Annotated in this window: 22 protein-coding genes; 11 read left to right on the top strand and 11 right to left on the bottom strand. The window is 36.3% G+C overall.

The window, feature by feature from the left end; genetic code table 11:
- Positions 1 to 156: 156 nt before the first annotated feature.
- The 6 genes from BW936_RS02700 (at position 157) to BW936_RS02675 (ending at position 6,138) form a co-directional block, all read left to right on the top strand.
- Complete coding sequence (locus BW936_RS02700; protein WP_076546775.1) at positions 157 to 834, top strand: succinate dehydrogenase cytochrome b subunit; 678 nt, start codon at positions 157 to 159, stop codon at positions 832 to 834.
- 12 nt (positions 835 to 846) lie between these two features.
- Positions 847 to 2,862 carry a fumarate reductase/succinate dehydrogenase flavoprotein subunit gene (locus BW936_RS02695; RefSeq protein ID WP_076546774.1) on the top strand — a complete coding sequence of 672 codons (2,016 nt, stop codon included), beginning with the start codon at positions 847 to 849 and terminating at the stop codon, positions 2,860 to 2,862.
- 64 nt (positions 2,863 to 2,926) lie between these two features.
- A complete protein-coding gene (locus BW936_RS02690) occupies positions 2,927 to 3,673 on the top strand; it encodes a succinate dehydrogenase/fumarate reductase iron-sulfur subunit (protein WP_076546773.1) in 747 nt (248 codons plus the stop codon).
- Between the two features lie 66 nt (positions 3,674 to 3,739).
- Complete coding sequence (locus tag BW936_RS02685; RefSeq protein ID WP_076546772.1) at positions 3,740 to 4,222, top strand: very short patch repair endonuclease; 483 nt, start codon at positions 3,740 to 3,742, stop codon at positions 4,220 to 4,222.
- A gap of 131 nt (positions 4,223 to 4,353) precedes the next feature.
- The gene (locus BW936_RS02680; RefSeq protein ID WP_076546771.1) at positions 4,354 to 4,899 is read left to right on the top strand and encodes a type 1 glutamine amidotransferase domain-containing protein; all 546 of its coding nucleotides are present in this window, start codon (positions 4,354 to 4,356) and stop codon (positions 4,897 to 4,899) included.
- Between the two features lie 9 nt (positions 4,900 to 4,908).
- Positions 4,909 to 6,138: a methionine aminotransferase gene (locus BW936_RS02675; protein ID WP_317042870.1), complete on the top strand. Its 1,230-nt coding sequence runs from the start codon at positions 4,909 to 4,911 to the stop codon at positions 6,136 to 6,138.
- Positions 6,139 to 6,146: 8 nt separating this feature from the next.
- On the opposite strand, the gene BW936_RS02670 is transcribed toward BW936_RS02675, so the two are convergent.
- The 9 genes from BW936_RS02670 to trhO form a co-directional block, all read right to left on the bottom strand.
- The gene (locus BW936_RS02670) at positions 6,147 to 7,295 is read right to left on the bottom strand and encodes a serine hydrolase domain-containing protein (protein ID WP_076546770.1); all 1,149 of its coding nucleotides are present in this window, start codon (positions 7,293 to 7,295) and stop codon (positions 6,147 to 6,149) included.
- Positions 7,296 to 7,311: 16 nt separating this feature from the next.
- Entirely contained in the window at positions 7,312 to 7,836 is a 525-nt protein-coding gene (locus tag BW936_RS02665; protein ID WP_076546769.1) for a GNAT family N-acetyltransferase, read from the bottom strand.
- A 147-nt stretch (positions 7,837 to 7,983) separates the two neighbouring features.
- The gene (locus BW936_RS02660) at positions 7,984 to 8,349 is read right to left on the bottom strand and encodes a hypothetical protein (protein ID WP_076546768.1); all 366 of its coding nucleotides are present in this window, start codon (positions 8,347 to 8,349) and stop codon (positions 7,984 to 7,986) included.
- A 483-nt stretch (positions 8,350 to 8,832) separates the two neighbouring features.
- Positions 8,833 to 9,486 carry a CoA transferase subunit B gene (locus BW936_RS02655; protein ID WP_076546767.1) on the bottom strand — a complete coding sequence of 218 codons (654 nt, stop codon included), beginning with the start codon at positions 9,484 to 9,486 and terminating at the stop codon, positions 8,833 to 8,835.
- Positions 9,487 to 9,490: 4 nt separating this feature from the next.
- A complete protein-coding gene (locus BW936_RS02650; RefSeq protein ID WP_076546766.1) occupies positions 9,491 to 10,189 on the bottom strand; it encodes a CoA transferase subunit A in 699 nt (232 codons plus the stop codon).
- Between the two features lie 107 nt (positions 10,190 to 10,296).
- Positions 10,297 to 12,642 (bottom strand): penicillin-binding protein 1A, encoded by a 2,346-nt coding sequence (locus tag BW936_RS02645; RefSeq protein WP_076546765.1) that lies wholly within the window; start codon positions 12,640 to 12,642, stop codon positions 10,297 to 10,299.
- A 3-nt stretch (positions 12,643 to 12,645) separates the two neighbouring features.
- Positions 12,646 to 13,131, bottom strand: a complete 486-nt coding sequence (locus BW936_RS02640; protein ID WP_076546764.1) for a gliding motility lipoprotein GldH — start codon at positions 13,129 to 13,131, stop codon at positions 12,646 to 12,648.
- Positions 13,124 to 14,326 (bottom strand): PSP1 domain-containing protein, encoded by a 1,203-nt coding sequence (locus BW936_RS02635; RefSeq protein ID WP_076546763.1) that lies wholly within the window; start codon positions 14,324 to 14,326, stop codon positions 13,124 to 13,126. The genes BW936_RS02640 and BW936_RS02635 overlap by 8 nt, the downstream gene beginning before the upstream one ends.
- A gap of 230 nt (positions 14,327 to 14,556) precedes the next feature.
- A complete protein-coding gene (gene trhO, locus BW936_RS02630) occupies positions 14,557 to 15,588 on the bottom strand; it encodes an oxygen-dependent tRNA uridine(34) hydroxylase TrhO (RefSeq protein WP_076546762.1) in 1,032 nt (343 codons plus the stop codon).
- Between the two features lie 363 nt (positions 15,589 to 15,951).
- Between trhO and recA the strand changes: the two genes are divergently transcribed.
- The 4 genes from recA (at position 15,952) to BW936_RS02605 (ending at position 19,599) form a co-directional block, all read left to right on the top strand.
- Positions 15,952 to 16,959 carry a recombinase RecA gene (gene recA, locus BW936_RS02620; RefSeq protein ID WP_076546760.1) on the top strand — a complete coding sequence of 336 codons (1,008 nt, stop codon included), beginning with the start codon at positions 15,952 to 15,954 and terminating at the stop codon, positions 16,957 to 16,959.
- A gap of 82 nt (positions 16,960 to 17,041) precedes the next feature.
- Complete coding sequence (locus tag BW936_RS02615) at positions 17,042 to 17,464, top strand: hypothetical protein (RefSeq protein WP_076547940.1); 423 nt, start codon at positions 17,042 to 17,044, stop codon at positions 17,462 to 17,464.
- 15 nt (positions 17,465 to 17,479) lie between these two features.
- Positions 17,480 to 18,046 carry an RNA polymerase sigma factor gene (locus BW936_RS02610; protein WP_076546759.1) on the top strand — a complete coding sequence of 189 codons (567 nt, stop codon included), beginning with the start codon at positions 17,480 to 17,482 and terminating at the stop codon, positions 18,044 to 18,046.
- A gap of 32 nt (positions 18,047 to 18,078) precedes the next feature.
- A complete protein-coding gene (locus tag BW936_RS02605) occupies positions 18,079 to 19,599 on the top strand; it encodes an outer membrane beta-barrel protein (protein ID WP_076546758.1) in 1,521 nt (506 codons plus the stop codon).
- Positions 19,600 to 19,627: 28 nt separating this feature from the next.
- On the opposite strand, the gene BW936_RS02600 is transcribed toward BW936_RS02605, so the two are convergent.
- Positions 19,628 to 20,371 carry a lysophospholipid acyltransferase family protein gene (locus BW936_RS02600; RefSeq protein WP_076546757.1) on the bottom strand — a complete coding sequence of 248 codons (744 nt, stop codon included), beginning with the start codon at positions 20,369 to 20,371 and terminating at the stop codon, positions 19,628 to 19,630.
- Positions 20,372 to 20,443: 72 nt separating this feature from the next.
- Here BW936_RS02600 and trpS point away from each other — a divergent pair, with 72 nt between their 5' ends.
- Positions 20,444 to 21,412 carry a tryptophan--tRNA ligase gene (gene trpS, locus BW936_RS02595; RefSeq protein WP_076546756.1) on the top strand — a complete coding sequence of 323 codons (969 nt, stop codon included), beginning with the start codon at positions 20,444 to 20,446 and terminating at the stop codon, positions 21,410 to 21,412.
- 182 nt (positions 21,413 to 21,594) lie between these two features.
- Here the strand turns inward: trpS and dprA are convergent, their stop codons facing one another.
- Complete coding sequence (gene dprA / locus BW936_RS02590) at positions 21,595 to 22,713, bottom strand: DNA-processing protein DprA (protein ID WP_076546755.1); 1,119 nt, start codon at positions 22,711 to 22,713, stop codon at positions 21,595 to 21,597.
- Positions 22,714 to 22,729 lie beyond the last annotated feature (16 nt).

The raw sequence follows: 22,729 nt of genomic DNA, 5'->3' as shown, positions 1-22,729 counted from the left end.
TTTAAGGATTGAAGAATTTAAACCTTTAAAGAGGTAGAAATTCTTAAACATCCAAAAAATCCATTTTAAAATCAGTCTAAATAGACATACTAAAACTGTTTAATTCTTGTTAATAACTAGCTTGTGATGTACATTCGCATATAAAATTAACGACTAATGAGCGGATTTTTTAAATCTTCGATTGGTAGAAAGTACGCAATGGCGCTTTCTGCTTTCTTTTTAATGTTTTTTCTACTTCAGCATTTTGCAATAAACATCTTATCGGTTTTCAGTCCAGATGCGTTCAATGAAGCTTCGCATTTTATGGGTACTTTTTGGGCCGTACAATATGTTTTGCAGCCTGTTTTAATCTTCGGTGTAATTTATCACTTTGTGATGGGTTTCATTTTAGAAGCAAGAAACAGAAGTGCTAGAGTGAAAAAATATGCAAAAAACAATGGTGCTGCCAATTCAACTTGGATGAGCCGTAATATGATTTACAGCGGACTAGCAATTTTAGCTTTCCTTGTACTACACTTTATCGATTTCTGGATTCCAGAAATCAACACTAAGTTTATTGATGGAGACATGACCGGTTTATTGCCCAATGGTGAAGGCTTCAGATATTATGAGGAACTAGTTCATAAATTTGAAAACCCATTACGAGTTGGTGCTTATGTAATTGCCTTCATATTCTTATCGCTACACCTTATGCACGGCTTTAGTTCTGCATTTCAGTCTGCCGGTGCAACTAGCATGAGAAAAGAAAAACTACAATTGTTTGCAAAAGTGTATTCGATTTTACTTCCGTTAGGATTTATTTTCATTGCTCTTTTTCATCATTTTAATCATTAATACCTATTACTTATGTCTGTATTAGACTCAAAAGTACCTAAAGGACCACTTAAAACGAAGTGGACCGATTATAAGAATCATATAGATTTGGTTAACCCTGCCAACAAACGTAATATTGATGTTATCGTTGTAGGAACAGGATTAGCAGGTGGTTCTGCTGCTGCAACTTTAGCGGAATTAGGCTATAATGTAAAAACATTTTGCTACCAAGATTCTCCAAGAAGAGCACACTCTATTGCTGCACAAGGTGGTATTAACGCAGCAAAAAACTACCAAGGAGATGGTGATTCTACTTACCGTTTATTTTACGATACCGTAAAAGGTGGTGATTACCGTTCAAGAGAAGCAAACGTATATAGATTAGCAGAAGTATCTGCAAATATTATTGATCAATGTGTTGCTCAAGGGGTTCCTTTTGCACGTGATTATGGCGGACTTTTAGACAACCGTTCTTTTGGTGGTGTATTGGTTTCAAGAACTTTTTACGCTAAAGGACAAACAGGACAACAATTATTGTTAGGTGCCTATTCTGCAATGAACAGACAAATTGCACGTGGTAAAATTACCCCGTTCAACCGTCATGAAATGTTAGATGTAGTAAAGGTTGATGGAAAGGCTCGTGGTATTATTGCCCGTAACTTGGTTACAGGTGAAATAGAACGTCACTCTGCACATGCTGTTGTTATTGCTTCTGGTGGATACGGAAATGTATATTTCTTGTCCACTAACGCAATGGGATCTAATGCAACCGCCGCATGGAAAATACACAAAAAGGGAGCATTCTTTGCCAACCCTTGTTATACTCAAATTCACCCAACTTGTATTCCTCGTTCAGGAGATTATCAGTCTAAACTGACATTGATGTCCGAGTCTTTACGTAACGATGGTCGTATTTGGGTACCAAAGAACATGGACGATGTCATGGCAATTCGCGAAGGCAAGAAAAAGCCTACCGATCTGTCTGAAGATGAAAGAGATTATTACTTAGAAAGAAGATACCCTGCATTTGGTAACTTGGTACCACGTGATGTTGCATCGAGAGCGGCAAAAGAACGTTGTGATGCCGGTTACGGTGTAAATGCTACCGGTGAAGCTGTGTATTTAGATTTTGCATCTGCTATTGAAAGATATGGTAAAGAGCAGGCTAAAATTCATAACATCAACAATGCTTCTGCCGACAAAATATATGAACTTGGTGCGGCAATTGTAAAAGCCAAATACGGAAACCTTTTTCAGATGTACGAGAAAATCGTAGATCAAGATCCGTACAAGACACCAATGATGATTTATCCTGCAGTACACTATACCATGGGTGGTGTTTGGGTAGATTATAACTTAATGACTACCGTAGATGGTCTGTACTGTATTGGCGAAGCTAACTTCTCTGATCACGGAGCAAACAGATTGGGAGCTTCTGCCCTAATGCAAGGTTTAGCAGATGGTTATTTTGTATTGCCCTATACTATTGGCGATTATCTTTCTCATGAAATTAGAACAGGTAAAATAGCTACCGATACTCCAGAGTTTGATGCTGCCGAAAAAGAAGTGACAGATAAAATTAATTTCTTTATCAACAATAAAGGGTCTCACTCTGTAGATTATTACCATAAGAAATTAGGTAATATCATGTGGGAGAAATGCGGTATGTCCCGTAATGCTCAAGGCTTAAAGGAAGCTATGGTAGAAATAAAGGCTTTACGCGAAGATTTTTACAAAAATGTCAGTGTACCTGGCACTGCAACAGAACTTAATGCAGAATTGGAAAAAGCTGGTCGCGTAGCGGATTTCTTAGAACTTGGTGAACTATTTGCTAAAGATGCATTGGAAAGAGAAGAATCTTGCGGTGGTCACTTTAGAGAAGAGTCTGTTGAGATGGGTGGAGAACAAGCAGGTGAAGCAAAACGTAACGATGTTGATTTCGCATTTGTTTCTGCATGGGAATATAAAGGAGAACCAGGAGATGCCGTTTTACACAAGGAAGAATTAGAGTTCAACGAAATCGAACTAAAACAAAGAAGTTATAAATAATAGTATTGTGCTATTACCTATGAATTATTTCATATCGTAGTACTCATTACTCAATACTTAAAATATGAATCTGACATTAAAAATTTGGAGACAATCTAATGCCCAAGCTACGGGTAAAATGGTCGATTATAAAGTGACAGAGATTTCTGAACATATGTCGTTTTTGGAAATGATGGATGTTCTTAACGAACAACTAATTAATAACGGTGAAGAGCCAGTAGCTTTTGACCACGATTGTAGAGAAGGTATCTGCGGTATGTGTTCCATGTTCATCAATGGTGAAGCTCATGGACCAGATAGAGGTGTTACCACATGTCAACTGCACATGCGTATGTTCAAAGATGGCGATACTATTACCATAGAGCCCTTTAGAGCAAAGGCTTTTCCTGTAATTAAGGATTTAGTGGTTGATAGAGGTTCTTTTGACCGTATACAACATGCAGGTGGGTATATCTCTGTAAATACTTCTGGTAATACACAGGATGCTAACGGTATTCCAATTTCCAAACACGCAGCAGATGAGGCTATGGATGCCGCTACGTGTATTGGTTGTGGCGCTTGTGTTGCAAGTTGTAAAAATGCTTCGGCAATGCTTTTTGTAGGCGCTAAGGTATCTCAATATGCATTATTACCACAAGGGCAAGTAGAAGCTGTTGATCGTGTTAAAAACATGGTTGCACAAATGGATCTTGAAGGTTTTGGTAACTGTACCAATACTGGTGCTTGCGAAGTAGAATGCCCGAAAGGAATTTCTTTAGAAAATATAGCACGAATGAATCGTGAATTTTTAAGTGCCAACGTTAAAAGTTAAGCTTACATTCCTAAAGTTTTAAAAAATCCTGACCGTAAAGGTTCGGGATTTTTTTATTTTTAAGGAATGTCAGAAGACTATACCAAAGAAAGAATTAAAGTACCTAGGTTCAATGAAGAATCTGGTTTCTACACCACTCCACAGCGCTCAAAAATAATGAGCAAAATAAAAGGAAAAAATACCAAACCTGAACTTGCCTTTAGAAAAGCATTATACGCTGCCGGATATCGCTATCGTATAGATTACAAAAAATTGATTGGCAAACCAGACATTGCCCTACCTAAATACAAAACGGTAATCTTCATAGATGGGGAATACTGGCATGGAAAAAATTGGGAAGAACGCAAACCAAAAGTAAAAACAAACCGAGAATTTTGGATTGCCAAAATAGAACGTAATATGCAACGTGATCTAGAAGTAAACCAAGAACTTACTTCAAAAGGCTATACCGTTTTAAGATTTTGGGAGACAGAAGTAAAAAAGAATCTTCATGAATGTTTAGCTAAAACCATACATCATTTAAATAAAGTGCAAATGAGCCAAAAATGACTTTTATAAAGTTCATTTAATAATTGTTTAACCCTTGCTAACCCTTTATTAATAAGGCTTTAACGGATATTTTCTTCTTTAATATATAACTTAGTGTCAAACAAATTATTAATCGTTAAAAACTATATATTATGAAGAGGATAGCCATATTAGCTACAAATGGGTTTGAAGAAAGTGAATTAAAATCTCCAAAAGAAGCCATGGAAAAAGAAGGCTTTAATGTAGAGATTGTAAGTTTAAAAAGCGGAGAGATAAAAGCTTGGGCAGACGGTAATTGGTCTAACAGCTATAAAGTAGATAAAACTTTAAATGAAGTTAGGGTTGAAGATTATAACTGCTTGGTATTACCAGGCGGAGTGATTAATCCTGATTTATTGAGAAGAGAAGAAATTGCTTTAGATTTTGTACGTGACTTTTTTAAACATAAAAAACCAGTAGCGGCAATATGCCACGCTCCATGGACATTGATTAGTGCAGGAGTGGTAAAAGGCAGAAAAATGACATCATTTAATTCCATTAAAGATGATCTAATAAATGCAGGAGCCAATTGGGTAGACCAAGAGGTAGTTGTTGATGAAGGATTTGTAACAAGTAGAAATCCGGATGATTTACCAGCTTTTAATTCCAAACTAATTGAGGAAATAAAAGAAGGAAAACATGAAATGCAGCATGCATAATTCATTGTAATGGAATTAAGAAGCCCAACCAGTAGGTTGGGCTTTTTTTTGACCGTTTTTAAAATTCATACATTTACTACTATGGATCATGAACAGCACTTAAAAGCATCAAAATTACCAGAAGTAAAGACAACGATATTTACGACCATAGGAAATCTTGCAAGAAAGCACCAAGCTATTGACCTTTCCCAAGGATTCCCAAATTTTGAGGCAGATAAGAAATTGAAGTCTTTGCTCAATAGTGCGTTAACAGCTGGTCATAATCAATATGCACCTATGCAAGGGTATTACGGCCTTAGGGAAATTATTTCAGAGAAAATAGCATCGCTACACAACCATAATTATTCTCCCGACGACGAAATAACCATAACCGTTGGCGCCACCCAAGCTATTTTCACGGCTATTACAGCCTTTGTTGGCAAGGGTGATGAGGTAATTGTCATAAAACCTGCTTACGACTGTTATGAGCCCGCAATTATCTTAAATGGCGGAATACCTGTTTATGTTCAACTAGATGCCCCAGATTATACGATAAATTGGACAGCATTTCAAAATAAGATTACCGATAAAACCAAGATGGTTATTATAAATACCCCTCATAACCCCAGCGGAACAATTCTAACAAAATGGGATATGGAGCAATTAGAGAACATATTAAAACCAACGAATATTATTCTTTTGAGCGACGAAGTTTATGAGCATATCATTTTTGATGGACAAGTACATGAAAGTGCATCCCGATTTCCAGAATTAGCCAACAGAAGTTTTGTCTGCGCTTCGTTCGGAAAAACATTTCATGTAACAGGTTGGAAAATGGGCTATTGTGTTGCATCAGCTGAACTGATGGCTGAATTTAGAAAGGTACATCAATTTGCAGTGTTCTGTGTTAATCACCCGGTACAACGTGCACTGGCTAGTTATCTAAAAAATCCATCATACTATTTATATTTGAACAATTTTTACCAACAAAAGCGAGATTTCTTTCTTGAAGGAATAAAATCGTCCAAGTTTAAGTGTAAACCAGCCCACGGCACTTATTTTCAACTATTAGATTATAGCAATATTTCAAATGATGAAGATGAAGTTATGGGTAAACGCTTAATCAAAGAATACGGAATCGCATCCATCCCCATTTCATCCTTTAACGTAGGTAATAGAAATGATTTCATGTTACGATTTTGCTTTGCTAAAAAGCAAGAAACTTTGGAACAAGCCATTGAAATCTTATGCAAGCTCTAAAGTTTATTTTAAAAAGCAGTATTAACCTTTGTCATGAACTCACCCACCTTACTTGGTTCTAACCAACGAGTAACCACAACTATATCATTCTCTTTATCTATAATAATAAAATTACCACCAAAACCGGCAGCGTAATAGATGTTTTCAGATAGACCATCCCAATGTCTAGCGCCCTTTTTATTTAACCACCACATATAACCGTAGTTTGCATTTGGAGTTGACGGTGTAGTAGCTTTATTGATCCAATTCTCTGATATCAATTGATCATGCTTCCATTTACCATTATTTAAGAACAACATACCAAAACGTGCCATATCTTCTGCACTAATGAATATTCCCGCACCTGAGTGTCCGCCGCCAGTAACTGATTTCATTTGTAAACCGTCAATTTCTGTCCAAGCATCATCATAACCAAACCAACGCCACGTAGAAGAAGCACCGATCTTGTCCATGATTCTTTCTTTCAATACCAATGGCATAGGTTTGCGCCAAACATGCGTAAGTGAATATGCCAACACATTTACACGCACATCATTATACTCCATTACCTTACCCGGTTCATTAGGTGTTATCAATTTCCAATCATCTATACCACCTTCACTTGGTGGTCTATCTGCCCAGTCTTTTCCTCCCCAAAGTTCACCTGACCAAGCAGAGTTTTGTTGCAATAAATGCTCCCAAGTAATTTTAGAATTATGTGCACCGTCAAAAGTACCGTCCCAGATATAATCTCCTACTAGACTTTTAGTGTCGCTAATTAGGCCTTCGTCTTCGGCAAGTCCTGCCATGGTACTTAAAAAACTCTTGGTAACACTAAAGGTCATGTCCACCCTTTTAGTATCTCCCCACTGTGCAATTACATACCCATTTTTGAGAATCATACCTGCAGGACCGCCACGCTTTTTGGTAGGACCAAGTATTTTATGAAACGGTTCTTTTTCAAATCCTTTTACAATGGCAATTCGTAAATCTCTAGAACCAGAGTATTCGTTTGCGCTAGCAAAATCTACCGCTTTCTGTAGCGCAGCAGCTTTAATTTTAAAATCTTTAGGCGATTTTACCTCCCATTCGGTATTTCGTTCCGGAAAATAATAATCTTGCGCCTGTAAATTTAAAAAACCAAGCAAACCTACTAGGGTGATAGTGTATAATTTCATGAAAGGTAGTTTGGAGCTACAAGATACTTAAATGGAAACGCATTAACCAATCTGTTTGCTCATCTGAACCTATGAAATAGGGATGTGTACCGAATTTCTGAAATCCGTGCCGTTCATAGAATTGTATAGCTCCTTTGTTCTCTTGCCACACACCCAACCATAGTATCTTTTTATTTCTATTATGACCTATATTCTTTATGTGTAAAAGCATCTGTTCTCCATAGCCTAAACCTTGATGCTTTTTAAGTACATAGATCCGCTCTAATTCTATACCGTCATCATGTTTCAGTTCTGACTGTGCCTCTTTCACGTTTAACTTAAAATAACCCACCAACTCTTTATTGAAACATGCAAAATAAAAATCACTATTAGGGTTTAGAAGTTCCTTCTTGATTGTTGCCAATGCAAAAGCCTGTTCAACATATTTTTTAAAATCGGTTGGGTCGTTGTCTTTTTCAAAGGCAGTTGTAAATGTCTGCTCGGAAATTTCCCTTAATTGCACTAAATCCGTTAAACAACACAGACTATATGTAAGTTCCATAACCCTAAAATAAAAAAAGGAGCAAATTACTTTGCTCCTAATCGGGGGAAATGTTATAAAAAGGTTGATTTGATAACTTTACTGTTCTTTATATTGCAAATTGTTGGCAATACAATTGTTCGTGGGCATTTTTCAATTGCGAACTTACTATTGTTTTTCTGCAAAGACTTTACCCTCAGTTCTCATGAGAATGGTACCTTCATCAGTTTCTTTCATTTTTACAAAATCGTCGGGGAAATCTGTACCTGGATAACTTACAATATATACTTCACCGTTAACACTCCAATTAAAATCTGTTAGATAAACTACTTGTCCATCTTTATAACCGTGAAATCTACCTAAATAGACATCATTAAAAATCCATTCTTCATTATCAATAACCATCTTATTTGTATTGGTAGCCGTTTTCACGGTGTGACTCCAAACTCCAATAATAGGGTCGTTTATTTCTTCTATTTTTGAGCACGAGGTAACCAGTACTATCAATAATAAGCAACTATATACATACTTCATTTTAGGTTAAGTTTTTCAAAGTGATTTGGGATCAACTTCTAATTACACTTCAAATATATGTAGTCTTTTTCTTACAAAAAATAATTTGTGGTAAAACTTATTAAAAATGTGGTGAACTTAGAGAAGTTTGTTTATCAAATTGATTTAAGAAAATGTGCATATAGAAAAATGAGATAAAAAAAAGAGCGACTTACAAAGTCGCTCTTTTTTAAATTTCTTAAAAGCTTATTATAACATAAATAGCTTTTTCGTAAGTCTTAGAAATCCACTGAAAAAGTCATTTCTATATACCTGAACTTTATGTTCGTCTGCTGTGTGGTTTATTTGAGAATTCATGACGGTTAAGTAATTAATAGGTTAAAGGCTGATTTGAGTACTAAATATACATCAACCCTTCACAAGGTTAACTATAATTGTTGTGTATTGAATATAACCTGTGGTAAAAAAAGAAAAACACAATTTAAGGCAAAAGCATTGAGCCTATTATATACTCATTTCTTTAACAGCTCCTTTTATAATTAATTTACCTTCAGTAGCCGCTATAATTTCATCAACGGTAACACCAGGAGCTCTTTCCAGTAGTAAGAAACCATCATTTGTAACTTCAAGTACCGCCAAATTAGTGACAATCTTCTTTACACAACCTACTCCTGTCAGCGGTAAAGTACAACGTTTTAAAAGTTTAGCCTCACCTTTTCTATTGGTATGCATCATGGCCACGATAATATTTTCTGCTGAAGCAACTAGGTCCATTGCGCCACCCATACCCTTTACCATTTTACCCGGTATTTTCCAGTTGGCAATATCTCCGTTTTCAGAAACCTCCATAGCACCTAAAATGGTTAAATCTACATGTCTACCTCTAATCATAGCAAAACTAGTAGCAGAATCAAAATAAGATGCCCCGGGCAATGCCGTAATAGTCTGCTTACCAGCATTGATCAAGTCCGCATCTTCTTTCCCTTCAATTGGAAAAGGTCCCATGCCTAGAATACCGTTTTCACTTTGAAATTCTACACTAATATCCGTACGAACATAGTTAGCCACTAGCGTTGGAATACCAATACCAAGGTTTACATAATAACCGTCTTTCACTTCTTGCGCAATTCTTTTTGCAATTCCGTTTTTATCTAACATGCTTTTATTTTTGACGTACAGTTCTTTGTTCTATTCTTTTCTCGTAATCTTTTCCTTGAAAAATGCGCTGAACGAATATTCCCGGAATATGTACTTGGTTAGGATCCAATTCTCCCACCGGTACCAACTCTTCAACCTCAGCCACGGTGATATTAGCGGCACCACACATACACGGATTAAAGTTTCGTGCCGTTCCTTTAAAAATCAAATTACCTGCAGTATCACCTTTCCAAGCTTTTACAAAAGAAAAGTCTGCTTGGAAGGCTTCTTCAAGGATATACATTTTACCATTAAATTCTCTTACCTCCTTACCTTCCGCTACTTCGGTACCATAACCTGCTGGGGTATAGAAAGCCGGAAAACCAGCCTGTGCAGCCTTGCATTTTTCAGCCAAAGTTCCCTGCGGTGTCAACTCCACTTCTAACTCCCCGCTAAGCATTTGTCGTTCAAATTCATCATTCTCCCCTACATATGAAGATACCATCTTCTTAATTTGATGTTGATGCAACAATAACCCCAAGCCAAAATCATCAACTCCCGCATTATTAGAAATACAGGTAATGTCCTTTACTCCCAATCTAACTAATTCACTAATGGCATTCTCTGGGATTCCGCAAAGACCAAAGCCACCTAACATAAAGGTCATTCCGTCTTGCACACCCGCTAAGGCTTCGCTTACATTTGTTACTGTTTTACGTATCATTTTCTCATTAATTATCTTGTTACTAAAATACCGATTATAAATGGGATAAAATAAAAAAAGGTCTTAGCGAATGCTAAGACCTTTTTAATCTCATTAGTGAACACGCTTTAGAAATCTAAATCTTCTAGGTCATCTTCACTATTATTATCTTCTTTAATACCTTCGGTAAACTTATTGCAATCTATTTCTATGGACATATTACTTGGCTTCTCAAAATCTTCTTTTGAAATACCCAACTCTTCATCTGCATAATTCTTGGTCATGTACAGGCCCCAAATTGGCAGCGCCATAGAAGCTCCTTGACCGTATGTTATACTTTTAAAGTGTACAGATCTATCCTCACCGCCAACCCAAACACCAGTAACTAAATTAGGCACCATTCCCATAAACCAACCATCACTATTGTTCTGGGTAGTACCCGTTTTACCAGCAATAGGGTTTGTTAATTTATAAGGATAACCAGTAATAATTTCATCATATTCCCTTCTCCATTTATTTGCACCAGTAGTACGCAAACGTGTACCAGAACCTCCTTGAGTTACCCCTTTCAACAGGTCTAAAATTGCATAGGACACATCTTTACTTAAAACATCTTTAGTTTCTGGTACATATTCATATAATACTGTACCGTCCTTATTTTCTATCCGTGTTACCATGACAGGTTTCACATATACACCTTGGTTAGCAAATGCACCATACGCCCCTACCAATTCATATACATTAACATCTAAAGCACCAAGTGCAATAGAAGGCACCTCTAGAATATCTCCGGTAAGCCCTAAATTACGTACCATGCTTACTACAGATTTTGGACCCACCTCATCTATTAATTGTGCCGTGATGGTATTTACCGAATTAGCTAAAGCTTTTTTCAACGAATAGCTGTTGCCAGAATATCTTAAGCTTGCATTTCTTGGACACCAAGGCTCCATATTACCATGTTTACCGGCTTCTATACAATACTGCGTATCTGGGCGGGTTTCGCAAGGCGATAAACGCAATTGATCAATTGCTGCGGCATAAACAAAAGGTTTAAAAGTTGACCCCGCTTGTCTAGATCCTTGTATGACATTGTCATACTGAAAATGCCTATAATTAATACCACCTACCCAAGCCTTAACATGACCGGTTTGTGGTTCCATGGACATCATTGCCGTTCTTAGAAAAGTTTTATAATACCTAATAGAATCCCGTGGTGTAAGAATCGTATCTTTTTCTTTAGTAGGACTTTTCCAATCAAAAACTGTCATTTCAGTCTTCTTATCAAACGATTCACGAATCTCTTTTTCTGATTTGCCTTGGCTTTTTAGAACCCTCCATCGATCAGATAATTTCATAGCTCGTTCCATGATACCCTTCGTTTCTTCTGGAGTTATATCTAAGAAAGGAGCCGTCTTATTTCTGTCAGGTGTGTTTTGATGAAAGAACTCCGCTTGCAAATTAGCCATGTGTTCGTTGACCGCTTCTTCCGCATTGGCCTGCATTTTAGAATCGATCGTGGTATATATTTTAAGTCCGTCCAGATATAGATTATACTTATCTGGCTCATCACCTATAGATGGTTTAGGGTTTTTACTAATCCAATCTTTCATAAAACGCTGTAAATACATTCTAAAATAGGTAGCCAAACCTACACTATGCGTTTCTGGATTATAGTTAATATCCATTTTCATGGCCTGTAGCGAATCTTTCTCAACTTCCGTAATGTAATCATATTTTGCCATTTGAGCGAGAACCACATCTCTACGATTCTTCACCATTTCTTCCCTACGCATAGGGTTGAACAACGATGAATTTTTGAACATACCCACCAACATGGCAGACTCTTCAATTTTAAGGTCTTTTGGTTCCTTGCCGAAATAAATACGAGCAGCAGAGCGAATACCATCGGCATTATTACCAAAATCATAGATATTAAAATACATACTAATAATTTCTTCTTTGGTATAACTACGCTCTAACCGGATAGCTAGAACCCACTCCTTGATTTTTTGCTGAATGGTTTCAAACTTATTTCTAGAACGTACACCAACAAAAAGCTGTCTTGCCAATTGCTGAGAAATGGTACTTGCCCCCCCTTTGCTTCCTAAATATGCAAAAGCCCTTACGGTTCCACGTGCATCTATACCAGAATGGTCTTGAAAACGGGCATCTTCCGTAGCAATTAAGGCATTTACCAAATTATCTGGCAATTCTTCAAATTTTACCGCGGTACGGTTATCATCTAAATAAAATTTACCCAATAAATTACCATCAGAAGATATAATCTGTGAAGCTAAATTCGTCTGCGGATTTTCTAAATACTCGTATGAAGGCAATTTACCGAACAATCCCCAAGAAGCAGATAAAAATATCAAAGCCACCATAGCAATACCCGATGCAAACAAAATCCAAAACCATACTATGAATTTAGTAAAACTATTCGTTGTTTTTTTCTTTACCTTTTTTGCCATTATTTACGGGGTGCTTTTTGTGATTTCTATACCAACGTCTGTAATACCTTCTAGACCTATAATTCCAGAAACATTACCGTTTTTACGCATCGCTTGTGATACCTCTATTGTATATACGCCAGAAGATGAAAAAACGATGTTTTCTTTATACCATAATTTATTTTCTTTGATACTACCCCTACCCTTACCTAGCCATGTGCCGTCTGGCAATGACATGGCATACTCTAAGGTGTCTTTGGTAACTTCACCATTGGGAGTAGTCAATGATGCTATTAGAAATAAATTACTGTAAGGGAACGTATTGTCATTACGAACATTGATGAAAATATTATGTTCAGCAATGGTATCCATTCCAGACAGAGAAAATTCAAGAATATTGTCTTTATTCCAAACGCCGTCTTTTAATGTTTGGTATTCTGTTTTAATAATATTGCTGTTACAAGAAGCAAATAGCACAAGTGCTAAAAAACAACAAAATATACTACGCATCCTTCTTTTGATTTCTATTACGATTTCTGTTCTTATTCTTGTTCTTGTTGCGATTTCGATTCTTGTTCTTGTTCTTATTACGGTTTCGATTTCCTCCACCTTTAGGTTTATCAAAACGAGTTAGACTATCTTGACCAACAACATTCTCAAAAACTACTTTCTCTTCAACGGCAATTTCCATTGCATACATCTCTAGGCTAGCAACTTTCTCTTTCTTTTTATTCTTGAACAAGATTTCATTAACCTGATCTTTGGAAAGCACATGCCAATTACCTGGATCTTCTCTATATGAAAACCATAGCATTTCTTTAAAAATATCAGTTTTCTGACAAAAAGCGAGTCCTTTTTCTGTAAATAATTTGGTGTCTTGAGCAGGAAAATCTTTTAGTGCGTCTACATAGACGTCTAACTCATAATTTAAACAACACTTTAATTTACCGCATTGACCAGCAAGCTTTTGCGGGTTTAATGACAGTTGTTGATAACGTGCCGCAGAAGTACTTACAGATCTAAAATCCGTAAGCCAGGTTGAGCAACATAATTCTCTACCACAAGAGCCTATACCACCAAGGCGCTGCGCTTCTTGGCGATACCCAATTTGACGCATTTCAATACGAATACCGAATGCCTTTGCCATATCTTTTATCAACTGACGAAAATCTACACGTTCATCAGCTGTATAGTAAAAAGTAGCTTTAGAGCCATCGCCTTGAAACTCAACATCAGAAATCTTCATTTGAAGTTTTAAGATAATAGCGATTTCACGTGCTCTTTTCTTAATTTCTTCTTCTCTATCTCTACATTTCTGCCAAATATCAATGTCTTTCTGGCTTGCCTTTCTGTACACTTTAGGAGCCTCTTCATCCGTAAATGATACTTTTTTTCGCTTCATTTGCACGCGTACAAGCTCCCCTGTTAGGGTAACCATACCAATGTCATGGCCAGATTGTGCTTGTGTGGCAACTATGTCACCAATGGAAAGAGAGAGATTCTCTGTATTTCTAAAAAATTCTTTTCTACTATTTTTAAATCTTACTTCAACAAAATCGAATGGTCGTTCCCCATTAGGGAGCGACATATTTGAAAGCCAGTCAAAAACTGTCAGTTTATTGCAACCATCTGTACCGCAAGTACCGTTATTCTTGCATCCCTTTGGTTGTCCATCCTTACCGGTAGAACAACTACTACAACTCATATTATATATATTGGTTTGGTCGAATTTTCTAAAATTCACCAAAAAAGGTTCATAAAAAACTTATAGGTAAAGATACAGTTTTTTTAATGTGAAATTAGCGGTGTACGTTTTAAATAGCGACTTTACCCCTAACTCAATACCATTTAAAAAATGATAAGAGACCATGAAAAACGCAGTCTTTTTATACTGAGTAGTGCTATCTAATCACTAAAATTCTTTTTAAATAGTGGTTACTTTTTGAATTTCAACACTTCTGAACGTCCTTTTTTGAAAATCTTATTACTGACCACTTTGCCTTTACGCAACGCTTTTTGTTCCTCAAAAGGCAATTCATGCACTTCTTTACAAGCATCTGAACAGCAGTCGTTCATTTTTTCAGCACAAGATTTACATTGAATGAATAATAGATGACAAGCTTCATTTGCACAATTTACATGTTCATCACAAGGCTCCCCACACTGGTGGCAATTAGCAATAACATCATCACTTATACGCTCTCCCCTTCTATGGTCAAACACAAAGTTTTTACCCCTAAATTTATTCTCAAGATTGTTGTTTTCTACCTGTCTAGTGTATTCAATGATTCCGCCTTCTAACTGATATACCTGCTCAAAACCTTTATGTTTGTAATAAGCACTTGCTTTTTCACAACGGATTCCGCCAGTACAATACATTACCAGTTTTTTATTCTTCTTATGATCGGCTAAATCGCGTTCTATAATATCCAGTGAATCTCTAAACGTATCTACATCTGGTGTAATGGCATTTTTAAAATGGCCTATTTCACTTTCGTAATGGTTACGCATATCTACCAAAACGGTATCTGGATCTTCAATAAGTTCGTTGAACCTTTCTGCACCTACATGAATACCTTTATTGGTAACATCAAAAGAATTGTCTTCCAATCCGTCAGCTACAATCTTCTTGCGCACTTTTACCTTCAATTTTAAAAACGAAAGGTTGTCTTGCTCAATGGCAATATTAAGTCGCACATCCTCTAAAAAAGAAATACTATCTAAATGTTCTTTAAAAACATTAAAATTTTCAGCTGGTACAGAAAGTTGGGCATTGATACCCTCATGAGCCACATAAATTCGCCCAAGAACATCCATATCGTTCCAATTAATAAAAAGGTGATTTCTGAAAATATTGGTATTACCAATGTGTGCATAGGTATAGAAAGAGATGGTAAGCCGTTCCTTACCTGCTTCTTCAATCAAAGCTGCTCTTTCTATTGCACTTAACGTATTGTACAGTTGCATGCTATACTAATAATTTAAGTCTGCCAACTGGCAGAAGGTTTATAGAAAAATTTTGAATGGCAAAAATAACCATAATATTGAAAAAAGCATCTATTTTATTACCGTTAACGACTTAAGAACAAAAAAAAGAGCATGATTATATCAAGACTCTTTAACGACCATTCCATTATTTTCTTTTTCATGGTATTCTTAAAAGGATATAGCCCCCTTTTATCACTAACGCTAAAAAAAACAATTGATACCCAATGAAATAACTTCTCTTTTATAAAAGATAGTAATTGACCAAAATGGTTGCGTAAACCCATTCAACATTATTCAAATCAAAAAAGATTTGGTAATTTAGCTTTCCAAAAAAAATAGAGAATGAGTTCTGAAAAAGAAGCAAAATTAAAAGCATTAAAGTTGACCCTTGACAAGATGGATAAGACCTACGGCAAGGGCGCTGTAATGAAAATGGGCGATAGTGTTGTTGCAGATGTAGAAGTGATTCCTTCTGGCTCATTAGGATTAGATATAGCATTAGGCGTAGGGGGCTACCCAAGAGGTCGTGTTATTGAAATATACGGACCGGAATCTTCAGGTAAAACTACCCTGACTTTACACGCAATTGCAGAAGCACAAAAAAACGGAGGTATTGCTGCGTTTATAGATGCAGAACATGCTTTTGACCGTTTTTACGCCCAAAAACTGGGAGTAGATATCGACAACCTTATTATTTCTCAACCAGATAATGGTGAACAAGCATTAGAAATTGCCGACAATCTAATTCGTTCAGGAGCAATTGATATTGTAGTAGTCGATTCTGTTGCAGCTTTAACTCCTAAAAGTGAAATTGAAGGGGAAATGGGAGATTCTAAAATGGGACTTCATGCAAGACTAATGTCTCAAGCATTAAGAAAGCTTACAGGATCTATTAGCAAAACAAATTGTACCGTTATTTTCATTAACCAACTACGTGAGAAAATTGGTGTTATGTTCGGTAATCCAGAAACTACTACTGGTGGTAACGCCCTTAAATTTTACGCATCTGTGCGTTTAGATATTAGAAGATCTACACAAATAAAAGATACAGATGGTAATGTAAAAGGAAACAAGACCAGAGTCAAGGTTGTAAAGAATAAAGTAGCACCACCTTTCCGTACTACAGAATTCGACATTATGTATGGCGAAGGTATTTCTAAGGTTGGAGAAGTGATCGACTTAGGTGTGGAATATGAAATAGTGAAAAAGAGTGGGTCATGGTTTAGCTATGGCGATACCAAACTAGGCCAAGGACGTGATGCCGTTAAAAACTTACTCTTAGACAACCCAGAGTTGTTTGAGGAATTAGATATTAAAATTAGAGAAGCTATTGCAGCTTTAAATGCATAAATATTATTTTATTCAATAAAATATTAGATAGTTAACGCAACCATTACACTTCATTTTCATCTTGTAAATAAATATTTATATGATGAAAAATAAGTTTTTGCTTTTGACTTTGGTCATCGCATTTATTAGTAATGGTTGCTCTATTGATGATGATGGCCCTAATTTCCATTTTACCGCTTTAAAAATTGTTGAAGCTAAAGTGCCAGAGTCTTTTGATCTCAACAAGACGTATGAGATTTCCGTAGATTATTTAAGACCTAACAATTGCACCTACTACGAAGGTTTTGACGTTGCAAAAGATTCCTTGACCGTTAGAAATGTTGTTGCCGTTGGTGCTGTAAGATCAGACATAGATGATTGTAAGGAAGAATCAATTCAAGAAACAGCGTCTTTTAACTTTCAGGTGGTATATACCGACCCTTATATTTTTAAATTTTATACCGGAAATAATAGTGACGGAGAGGCTGAGTATATAGAAATTACCGTACCAGTAAACAAACCTTAAAACCATCAACCATTTGTGGGTCTAGAAGAACTCATCCATAACTGTAAAAAAGGAGATCGTAACGCACAGGAATTATTATATAAAGCCTATGCTACTACCCTCTTTGGTATATGTCTAAAATATTCTAAATCTAAAACTCAGGCAGAAGATACCTTACACGACAGTTTTATGACCATTTATGATAAAATTGGCCAATTTAAAAACAAAGGGTCTTTTGAAGGGTGGATGAAGCGCATAACCGTTAATACCGCTATTCAAAAATATAGAAAGGAAGATTACCTCAATGTTGTTACGGATAACACAGAGGATGAAGTAACCGTAGATAATGCTTTTAGCGATATTAGCTTACAGACGCTTTTAGGTTATATACAGGAGTTACCTAATAAGTATCGTGCAACCTTCAATTTATATGTATTGGATGGATACACCCATAAAGAAATTAGTGAAATACTAGGTACCTCAATTGGCACCTCTAAATCTAATTTGGCTAGGGCACGGGCATTATTAAAAGAGAAATTAGAAACCAAGATGGCGCAATCTATAATTAGCGTCCTAATTATCATAACAACTCACTTTTTATAAGCTGATCTTAGTATAGACCGAAATAGTATTAAATGCAGAATAAGAATATAGATGAACTCTTTCGAGATAAGCTCTCGAATTTCAAGCAAACGCCAGACAATAAGGTTTGGCGTAAAATTGATGCGTCATTGAACAAAAGAAAAAAGAAGAGCATCATCCCCTTATGGTGGTCTTTTAGTGGTATTGCTGCGGCTATACTAATTGGTTTATTACTATTTAATCCTTTTACGGAAGAACACCCTACCCATGAAATTTTGGTAGACACAGAAAATGAATCAGACGTAAACAATGATATTCCATCAACTACAGAAACTAATATTGTAATTGATGCTACAGAAAATAACACCAATCAAATAGTTGAACAAACCAATACAATTAAAGAAGAACATTCTTTAGAGACCAAAAACAACTCACCAAATCATCAAAACAATTCTACCAAAGTTGCCGTAACCCATACTAAAATCAACGCCAACAAAAACACCGGGTTCATTCCCGCTACAACAGAAACAAATAAAAACGCTTTAAAAAATAACACCTCTACCCATGAGGATTTAATATTCCAAAATACTGTTAGCACAGGAATTGCCAAAAATGATATAGAAAATTCAGCTATAGACATCCAAAAAGCAAAAGAAACCATTGCCGCTAATAGCTCAAATGCAACTACTCAATCAGACCCAATTAGTATCGTTAAAGAAAATACTATAGCCGCAAATTCATCTACCGAAGACGCTAACAAAGAAATTGATACAAACAAAAAATCTATTTTTGATGAAATAGAAGATCAAGAAGCATTGAAAAAGGAAAAAGTTGCCCGCAATAGATGGTCTGCAGGACCAAATGTTGCTCCGGTATACTTCAACGCCCTTGGAGAGGGTTCTCCCGTTAATCCTATTTTCAGCCCTAATACAAAATCAGGAAGCATAAACATGAGTTACGGAGTTACGGTAGCTTATGCAGTTACTAAAAAATTGACCATACGATCAGGAATCAACAAAGTAGACTATGGCTATGATACTGAAGATGTTGCATTTTCATCATCATCGACATTCGTATCTAACAACGGCCAGTTATCCTCTATTGATTATGCAGAAACGTCAAATACACTGACCATTTCAAGCAAGGTAGTGGACTCAGAGCAGTTTAACACTATGAGCTTAGCTATAGATGTTACTGGCAAAAGTCCAACTAGAGAAGGGCACATGTCACAGCAGTTCGGCTATCTTGAACTACCCGTAGAACTAAATTATGCGTTGATCAACAAGAAATTTGGGATCAATCTTATTGGAGGTGTCAGTTCTCTATTTCTAATTAACAATGCCGTATCATTAACATCTGGTAATTTAACCACCGAAATTGGTGAAGCAAACAATATTAACAATCTTAATTTCAGTGCAAATATGGGACTTGGCCTTAATTACAATTTTTCACAAAAGGTCCGGTTCAACGTAGAACCTATTTTTAAATATCAGTTAAACACGTTTTCTAACATAAATGGCACATTTAGACCTTATTCCCTTGGCGTCTATAGCGGCCTAACTTTTAAGTTTTAATAGAATTTATTAAAGTACACTTACCACTCTAAGTATTTTTTTGAGTCAACTCTTTAAGTATTGTCTCCCTAACACATGTTCTGAGCCCTGCAGTATCTTCTGGCCGTATGGAATGCGTTTCAACAAATGAATGTACCCTAGCCCTACATTTACCAGGACCTCCGCTAAAGAATGTGAAAGAAAAACGTTTTTTGTTATCATAAAACGTCATCGGCACTACTGGAATTTTGTGAGCAATTGCCATTCTAAATGCACCATCTTTAAACTTATCTAAAAGTATATCCTCATTGGGCACACCACCTTCTGGAAAAATACAAATACTTAACCCTTGTTGCAGCCTCTTTTGTGCTCTTCTATATACAGCCGTTCTGCTTTGCGTACTCTCTCTATCTACCATGATACAGACTCGTTTATAAAAAAATCCGAATAAAGGTATTTTAACCAACTCCTTCTTACCAACGAAAACAAAAGGGTTTCTACTTACCACCAGCATCAACATAATATCTAACATACTAGTGTGATTAGCCACCAGCATATAGCTCTTATTTTTAACTAAGCGTTGCTCATAAGTTACCATAGGAAAGCAAAGCATACCATGCAGTATAAATCTTGCCCATAAGTTTCTGGCCATCCAAAAGAACTGTGGATACCACGTTTCTCTTGAGGCAAAAATGACAAGAAATGGAAAAAAGAGAAGAATAGGAATAGCCACTAGAACATAAAACCAAATTCGGTATATAGTTTGACCGGCTTGTTTGACCAATTTAAGCATAAATCAAAAGTAGTTATTTACAATAGTATTTTTGTATTTGTTTTACCTTTGCTTTCTTAGAATTAAAAAAAAATGGCAAGAATTTTAACAGGCATACAAAGTACGGGCACTCCACATTTAGGAAATATTCTTGGAGCGATCAAACCAGCAATAGAAATGGCAAATGATGTTTCTAATGAATCTTTCTTATTTATTGCAGATATGCATTCATTGACACAGATTAAAAACGGCCAAGAGCTACGTCATAATACCTATGCTGTTGCCGCAACTTGGCTTGCCTTTGGGTTAGATATAGAAAATACTGTTTTTTACAGACAGAGCGATGTACCCCAAACCACAGAACTTTCTTGGTATTTAAGTTGTTTTTTTCCCTACCAACGTTTAACGCTAGCACATTCTTTTAAGGATAAGGCAGATAGGCTTGATGATGTAAATGCCGGACTCTTTACCTACCCAATGTTAATGGCGGCAGATATTCTATTATATGATGCAGATATTGTCCCTGTTGGAAAAGATCAAATGCAACATATAGAAATGACTAGAGATGTTGCTTCACGCTTTCACGCCCAATTAGGGGAAACTTTTATCATACCTGATGGAAAAGTACAAGAAGAAACCATGTACATTCCAGGTACAGATGGCGCTAAAATGAGCAAGAGTAAAGGTAATTTAATAAGTCTTTTTCAGACCGATAAAAAATTACGCAAGCAAATTATGGGAATACAAACCGATAGTACACCTATGGAAGAACCAAAGGACCCTACCAATGACAATGTATTCGCCCTATATAAAATACTAGCTAGCCAATCCCAAGTTGAAGAAATGAGCGCTAACTATCTCGCTGGCAACTATGGTTACGGTCACGCTAAACAAGCACTTTACGAGGTGATTGTAAAAGAATTTGAAGAGCCCCGCCAAAAATTTGAATACTACATGAACAATCTAAATGAAATTGATGACGCATTGGCATTAGGCGCTGAAAAAGCAAGAAAAGTAGCAGACGGGGTACTAGAGAGGGTACGAGAAAAATTAGGATATTAATTACTAGCCTAAAATACTACCAAAATTGAAAACCGACTATTAGGTCGGTTTTTTGTTTTAATTATCAAGAGTTCACGGCAAATTTCTCGATTTATAACGGTATTTTATCGATAAAGAGATTACTTCAGTAATGCTACACTAAAAATAGCTAAAAAAAACAAACCGATTGGTTTGTAAAATTTTTAAATAGCCTCGAACAATTTCCCAGGCAAAGGCCTTATGACTCCTTTCATCTCCATAGTTAACAGCGTAGAAGATGTGCTATAAATAGGCAATTTACAATCTAAGGCAATACGGTCTAAAATTTGCTTTCCGTTGTTCTGTAAATAGGTATAAATACTTTGTTCAACCTCATTAAGTTCAATGAACAATTGCTTCTGAATGGTCTTGTTCCGTTTCTCTTCAATATCCCAATCCAACAAATAAATTAAATCTGCCGCCGAAGTCATTACATGTGCTTTTTGCTGCTTGATCAGGTTATTACAGCCCAGACTATATTTATCCGTTGTTCTACCTGGCACGGCAAAAACATCTCTATTATAACTATTGGCAATATCAGCAGTTACTAGGCTTCCACCTTTTTCAGCAGACTCAACAACTACTGTAGCTTCACTTACCCCGGCAATTATTCGGTTCCGTTTTAGAAAGTTTTCTCTCTCCGGACTACTCGTACTCCAAAATTCAGTGTAGAATCCACCATTTTTAAGTACATCGGCTTGGTACTTGGCATGTACCTTTGGGTATATTTGATTTAAACCGTGCGCAAGGCAACCAACGGTTTGTAATCCGTGTTTAACCGCTTCTCTTTGAATACAAATATCTACACCGTAGGCAAAACCACTAATGATGACTGGATCTAAAGGCGCAACTTCTTCAATAAACTGTTCACAAAAGGACATACCGTAGCTTGTTATATTGCGCGTACCTACAACGCTTATCAATTTACGGTGCTGTAAATCTATATTCCCTTTTTGAAACAAAAGAATGGGCCCATCTATACAATGCTTTAAATATTTAGGATAATCATCATCTAAAAAGTAGGTACAGCTAATATCATTCTTAATTATATAATTGTATTCCGACTCCGCAGCTTCTAAATGTTCCAGATCAAACAAATGTTTTATGGCATGCGTGCCAATTCCGTCTATCTGAAGCAAATTTTGTTTTTTATTTTCGAAAATTGCGGATGGGCTCCCGCAATGTGAAATTAATTTCTTTGCAAGGATATCTCCAATATTTGGTACATGTTGCAAACGAAGAATTGCAACAAGTTCATCAGCAGTATGTTGAATGGCTTTCATTTCTTATTCACAAATA

Origin of the sequence: Maribacter ulvicola, from assembly GCF_900155985.1 — a bacterium.
Taxonomy (GTDB): Bacteria; Bacteroidota; Bacteroidia; order Flavobacteriales; family Flavobacteriaceae; genus Maribacter; species Maribacter ulvicola.
This window is presented reverse-complemented; position numbering and strand designations above follow the sequence as displayed.

Coding starts and splice junctions, on each gene's coding strand:
- BW936_RS02700 (WP_076546775.1), top strand. CDS start 157: ATGAGCGGATTTTTTAAATCTTCGATTGGTAGAAAGTACGCAATGGCG.
- BW936_RS02695 (WP_076546774.1), top strand. CDS start 847: ATGTCTGTATTAGACTCAAAAGTACCTAAAGGACCACTTAAAACGAAG.
- BW936_RS02690 (WP_076546773.1), top strand. CDS start 2,927: ATGAATCTGACATTAAAAATTTGGAGACAATCTAATGCCCAAGCTACG.
- BW936_RS02685 (WP_076546772.1), top strand. CDS start 3,740: ATGTCAGAAGACTATACCAAAGAAAGAATTAAAGTACCTAGGTTCAAT.
- BW936_RS02680 (WP_076546771.1), top strand. CDS start 4,354: ATGAAGAGGATAGCCATATTAGCTACAAATGGGTTTGAAGAAAGTGAA.
- BW936_RS02675 (WP_317042870.1), top strand. CDS start 4,909: ATGGAATTAAGAAGCCCAACCAGTAGGTTGGGCTTTTTTTTGACCGTT.
- BW936_RS02670 (WP_076546770.1), bottom strand. CDS start 7,295: ATGAAATTATACACTATCACCCTAGTAGGTTTGCTTGGTTTTTTAAAT.
- BW936_RS02665 (WP_076546769.1), bottom strand. CDS start 7,836: ATGGAACTTACATATAGTCTGTGTTGTTTAACGGATTTAGTGCAATTA.
- BW936_RS02660 (WP_076546768.1), bottom strand. CDS start 8,349: ATGAAGTATGTATATAGTTGCTTATTATTGATAGTACTGGTTACCTCG.
- BW936_RS02655 (WP_076546767.1), bottom strand. CDS start 9,486: ATGTTAGATAAAAACGGAATTGCAAAAAGAATTGCGCAAGAAGTGAAA.
- BW936_RS02650 (WP_076546766.1), bottom strand. CDS start 10,189: ATGATACGTAAAACAGTAACAAATGTAAGCGAAGCCTTAGCGGGTGTG.
- BW936_RS02645 (WP_076546765.1), bottom strand. CDS start 12,642: ATGGCAAAAAAGGTAAAGAAAAAAACAACGAATAGTTTTACTAAATTC.
- BW936_RS02640 (WP_076546764.1), bottom strand. CDS start 13,131: ATGCGTAGTATATTTTGTTGTTTTTTAGCACTTGTGCTATTTGCTTCT.
- BW936_RS02635 (WP_076546763.1), bottom strand. CDS start 14,326: ATGAGTTGTAGTAGTTGTTCTACCGGTAAGGATGGACAACCAAAGGGA.
- trhO (WP_076546762.1), bottom strand. CDS start 15,588: ATGCAACTGTACAATACGTTAAGTGCAATAGAAAGAGCAGCTTTGATT.
- recA (WP_076546760.1), top strand. CDS start 15,952: ATGAGTTCTGAAAAAGAAGCAAAATTAAAAGCATTAAAGTTGACCCTT.
- BW936_RS02615 (WP_076547940.1), top strand. CDS start 17,042: ATGAAAAATAAGTTTTTGCTTTTGACTTTGGTCATCGCATTTATTAGT.
- BW936_RS02605 (WP_076546758.1), top strand. CDS start 18,079: ATGCAGAATAAGAATATAGATGAACTCTTTCGAGATAAGCTCTCGAAT.
- BW936_RS02600 (WP_076546757.1), bottom strand. CDS start 20,371: ATGCTTAAATTGGTCAAACAAGCCGGTCAAACTATATACCGAATTTGG.
- trpS (WP_076546756.1), top strand. CDS start 20,444: ATGGCAAGAATTTTAACAGGCATACAAAGTACGGGCACTCCACATTTA.
- dprA (WP_076546755.1), bottom strand. CDS start 22,713: ATGAAAGCCATTCAACATACTGCTGATGAACTTGTTGCAATTCTTCGT.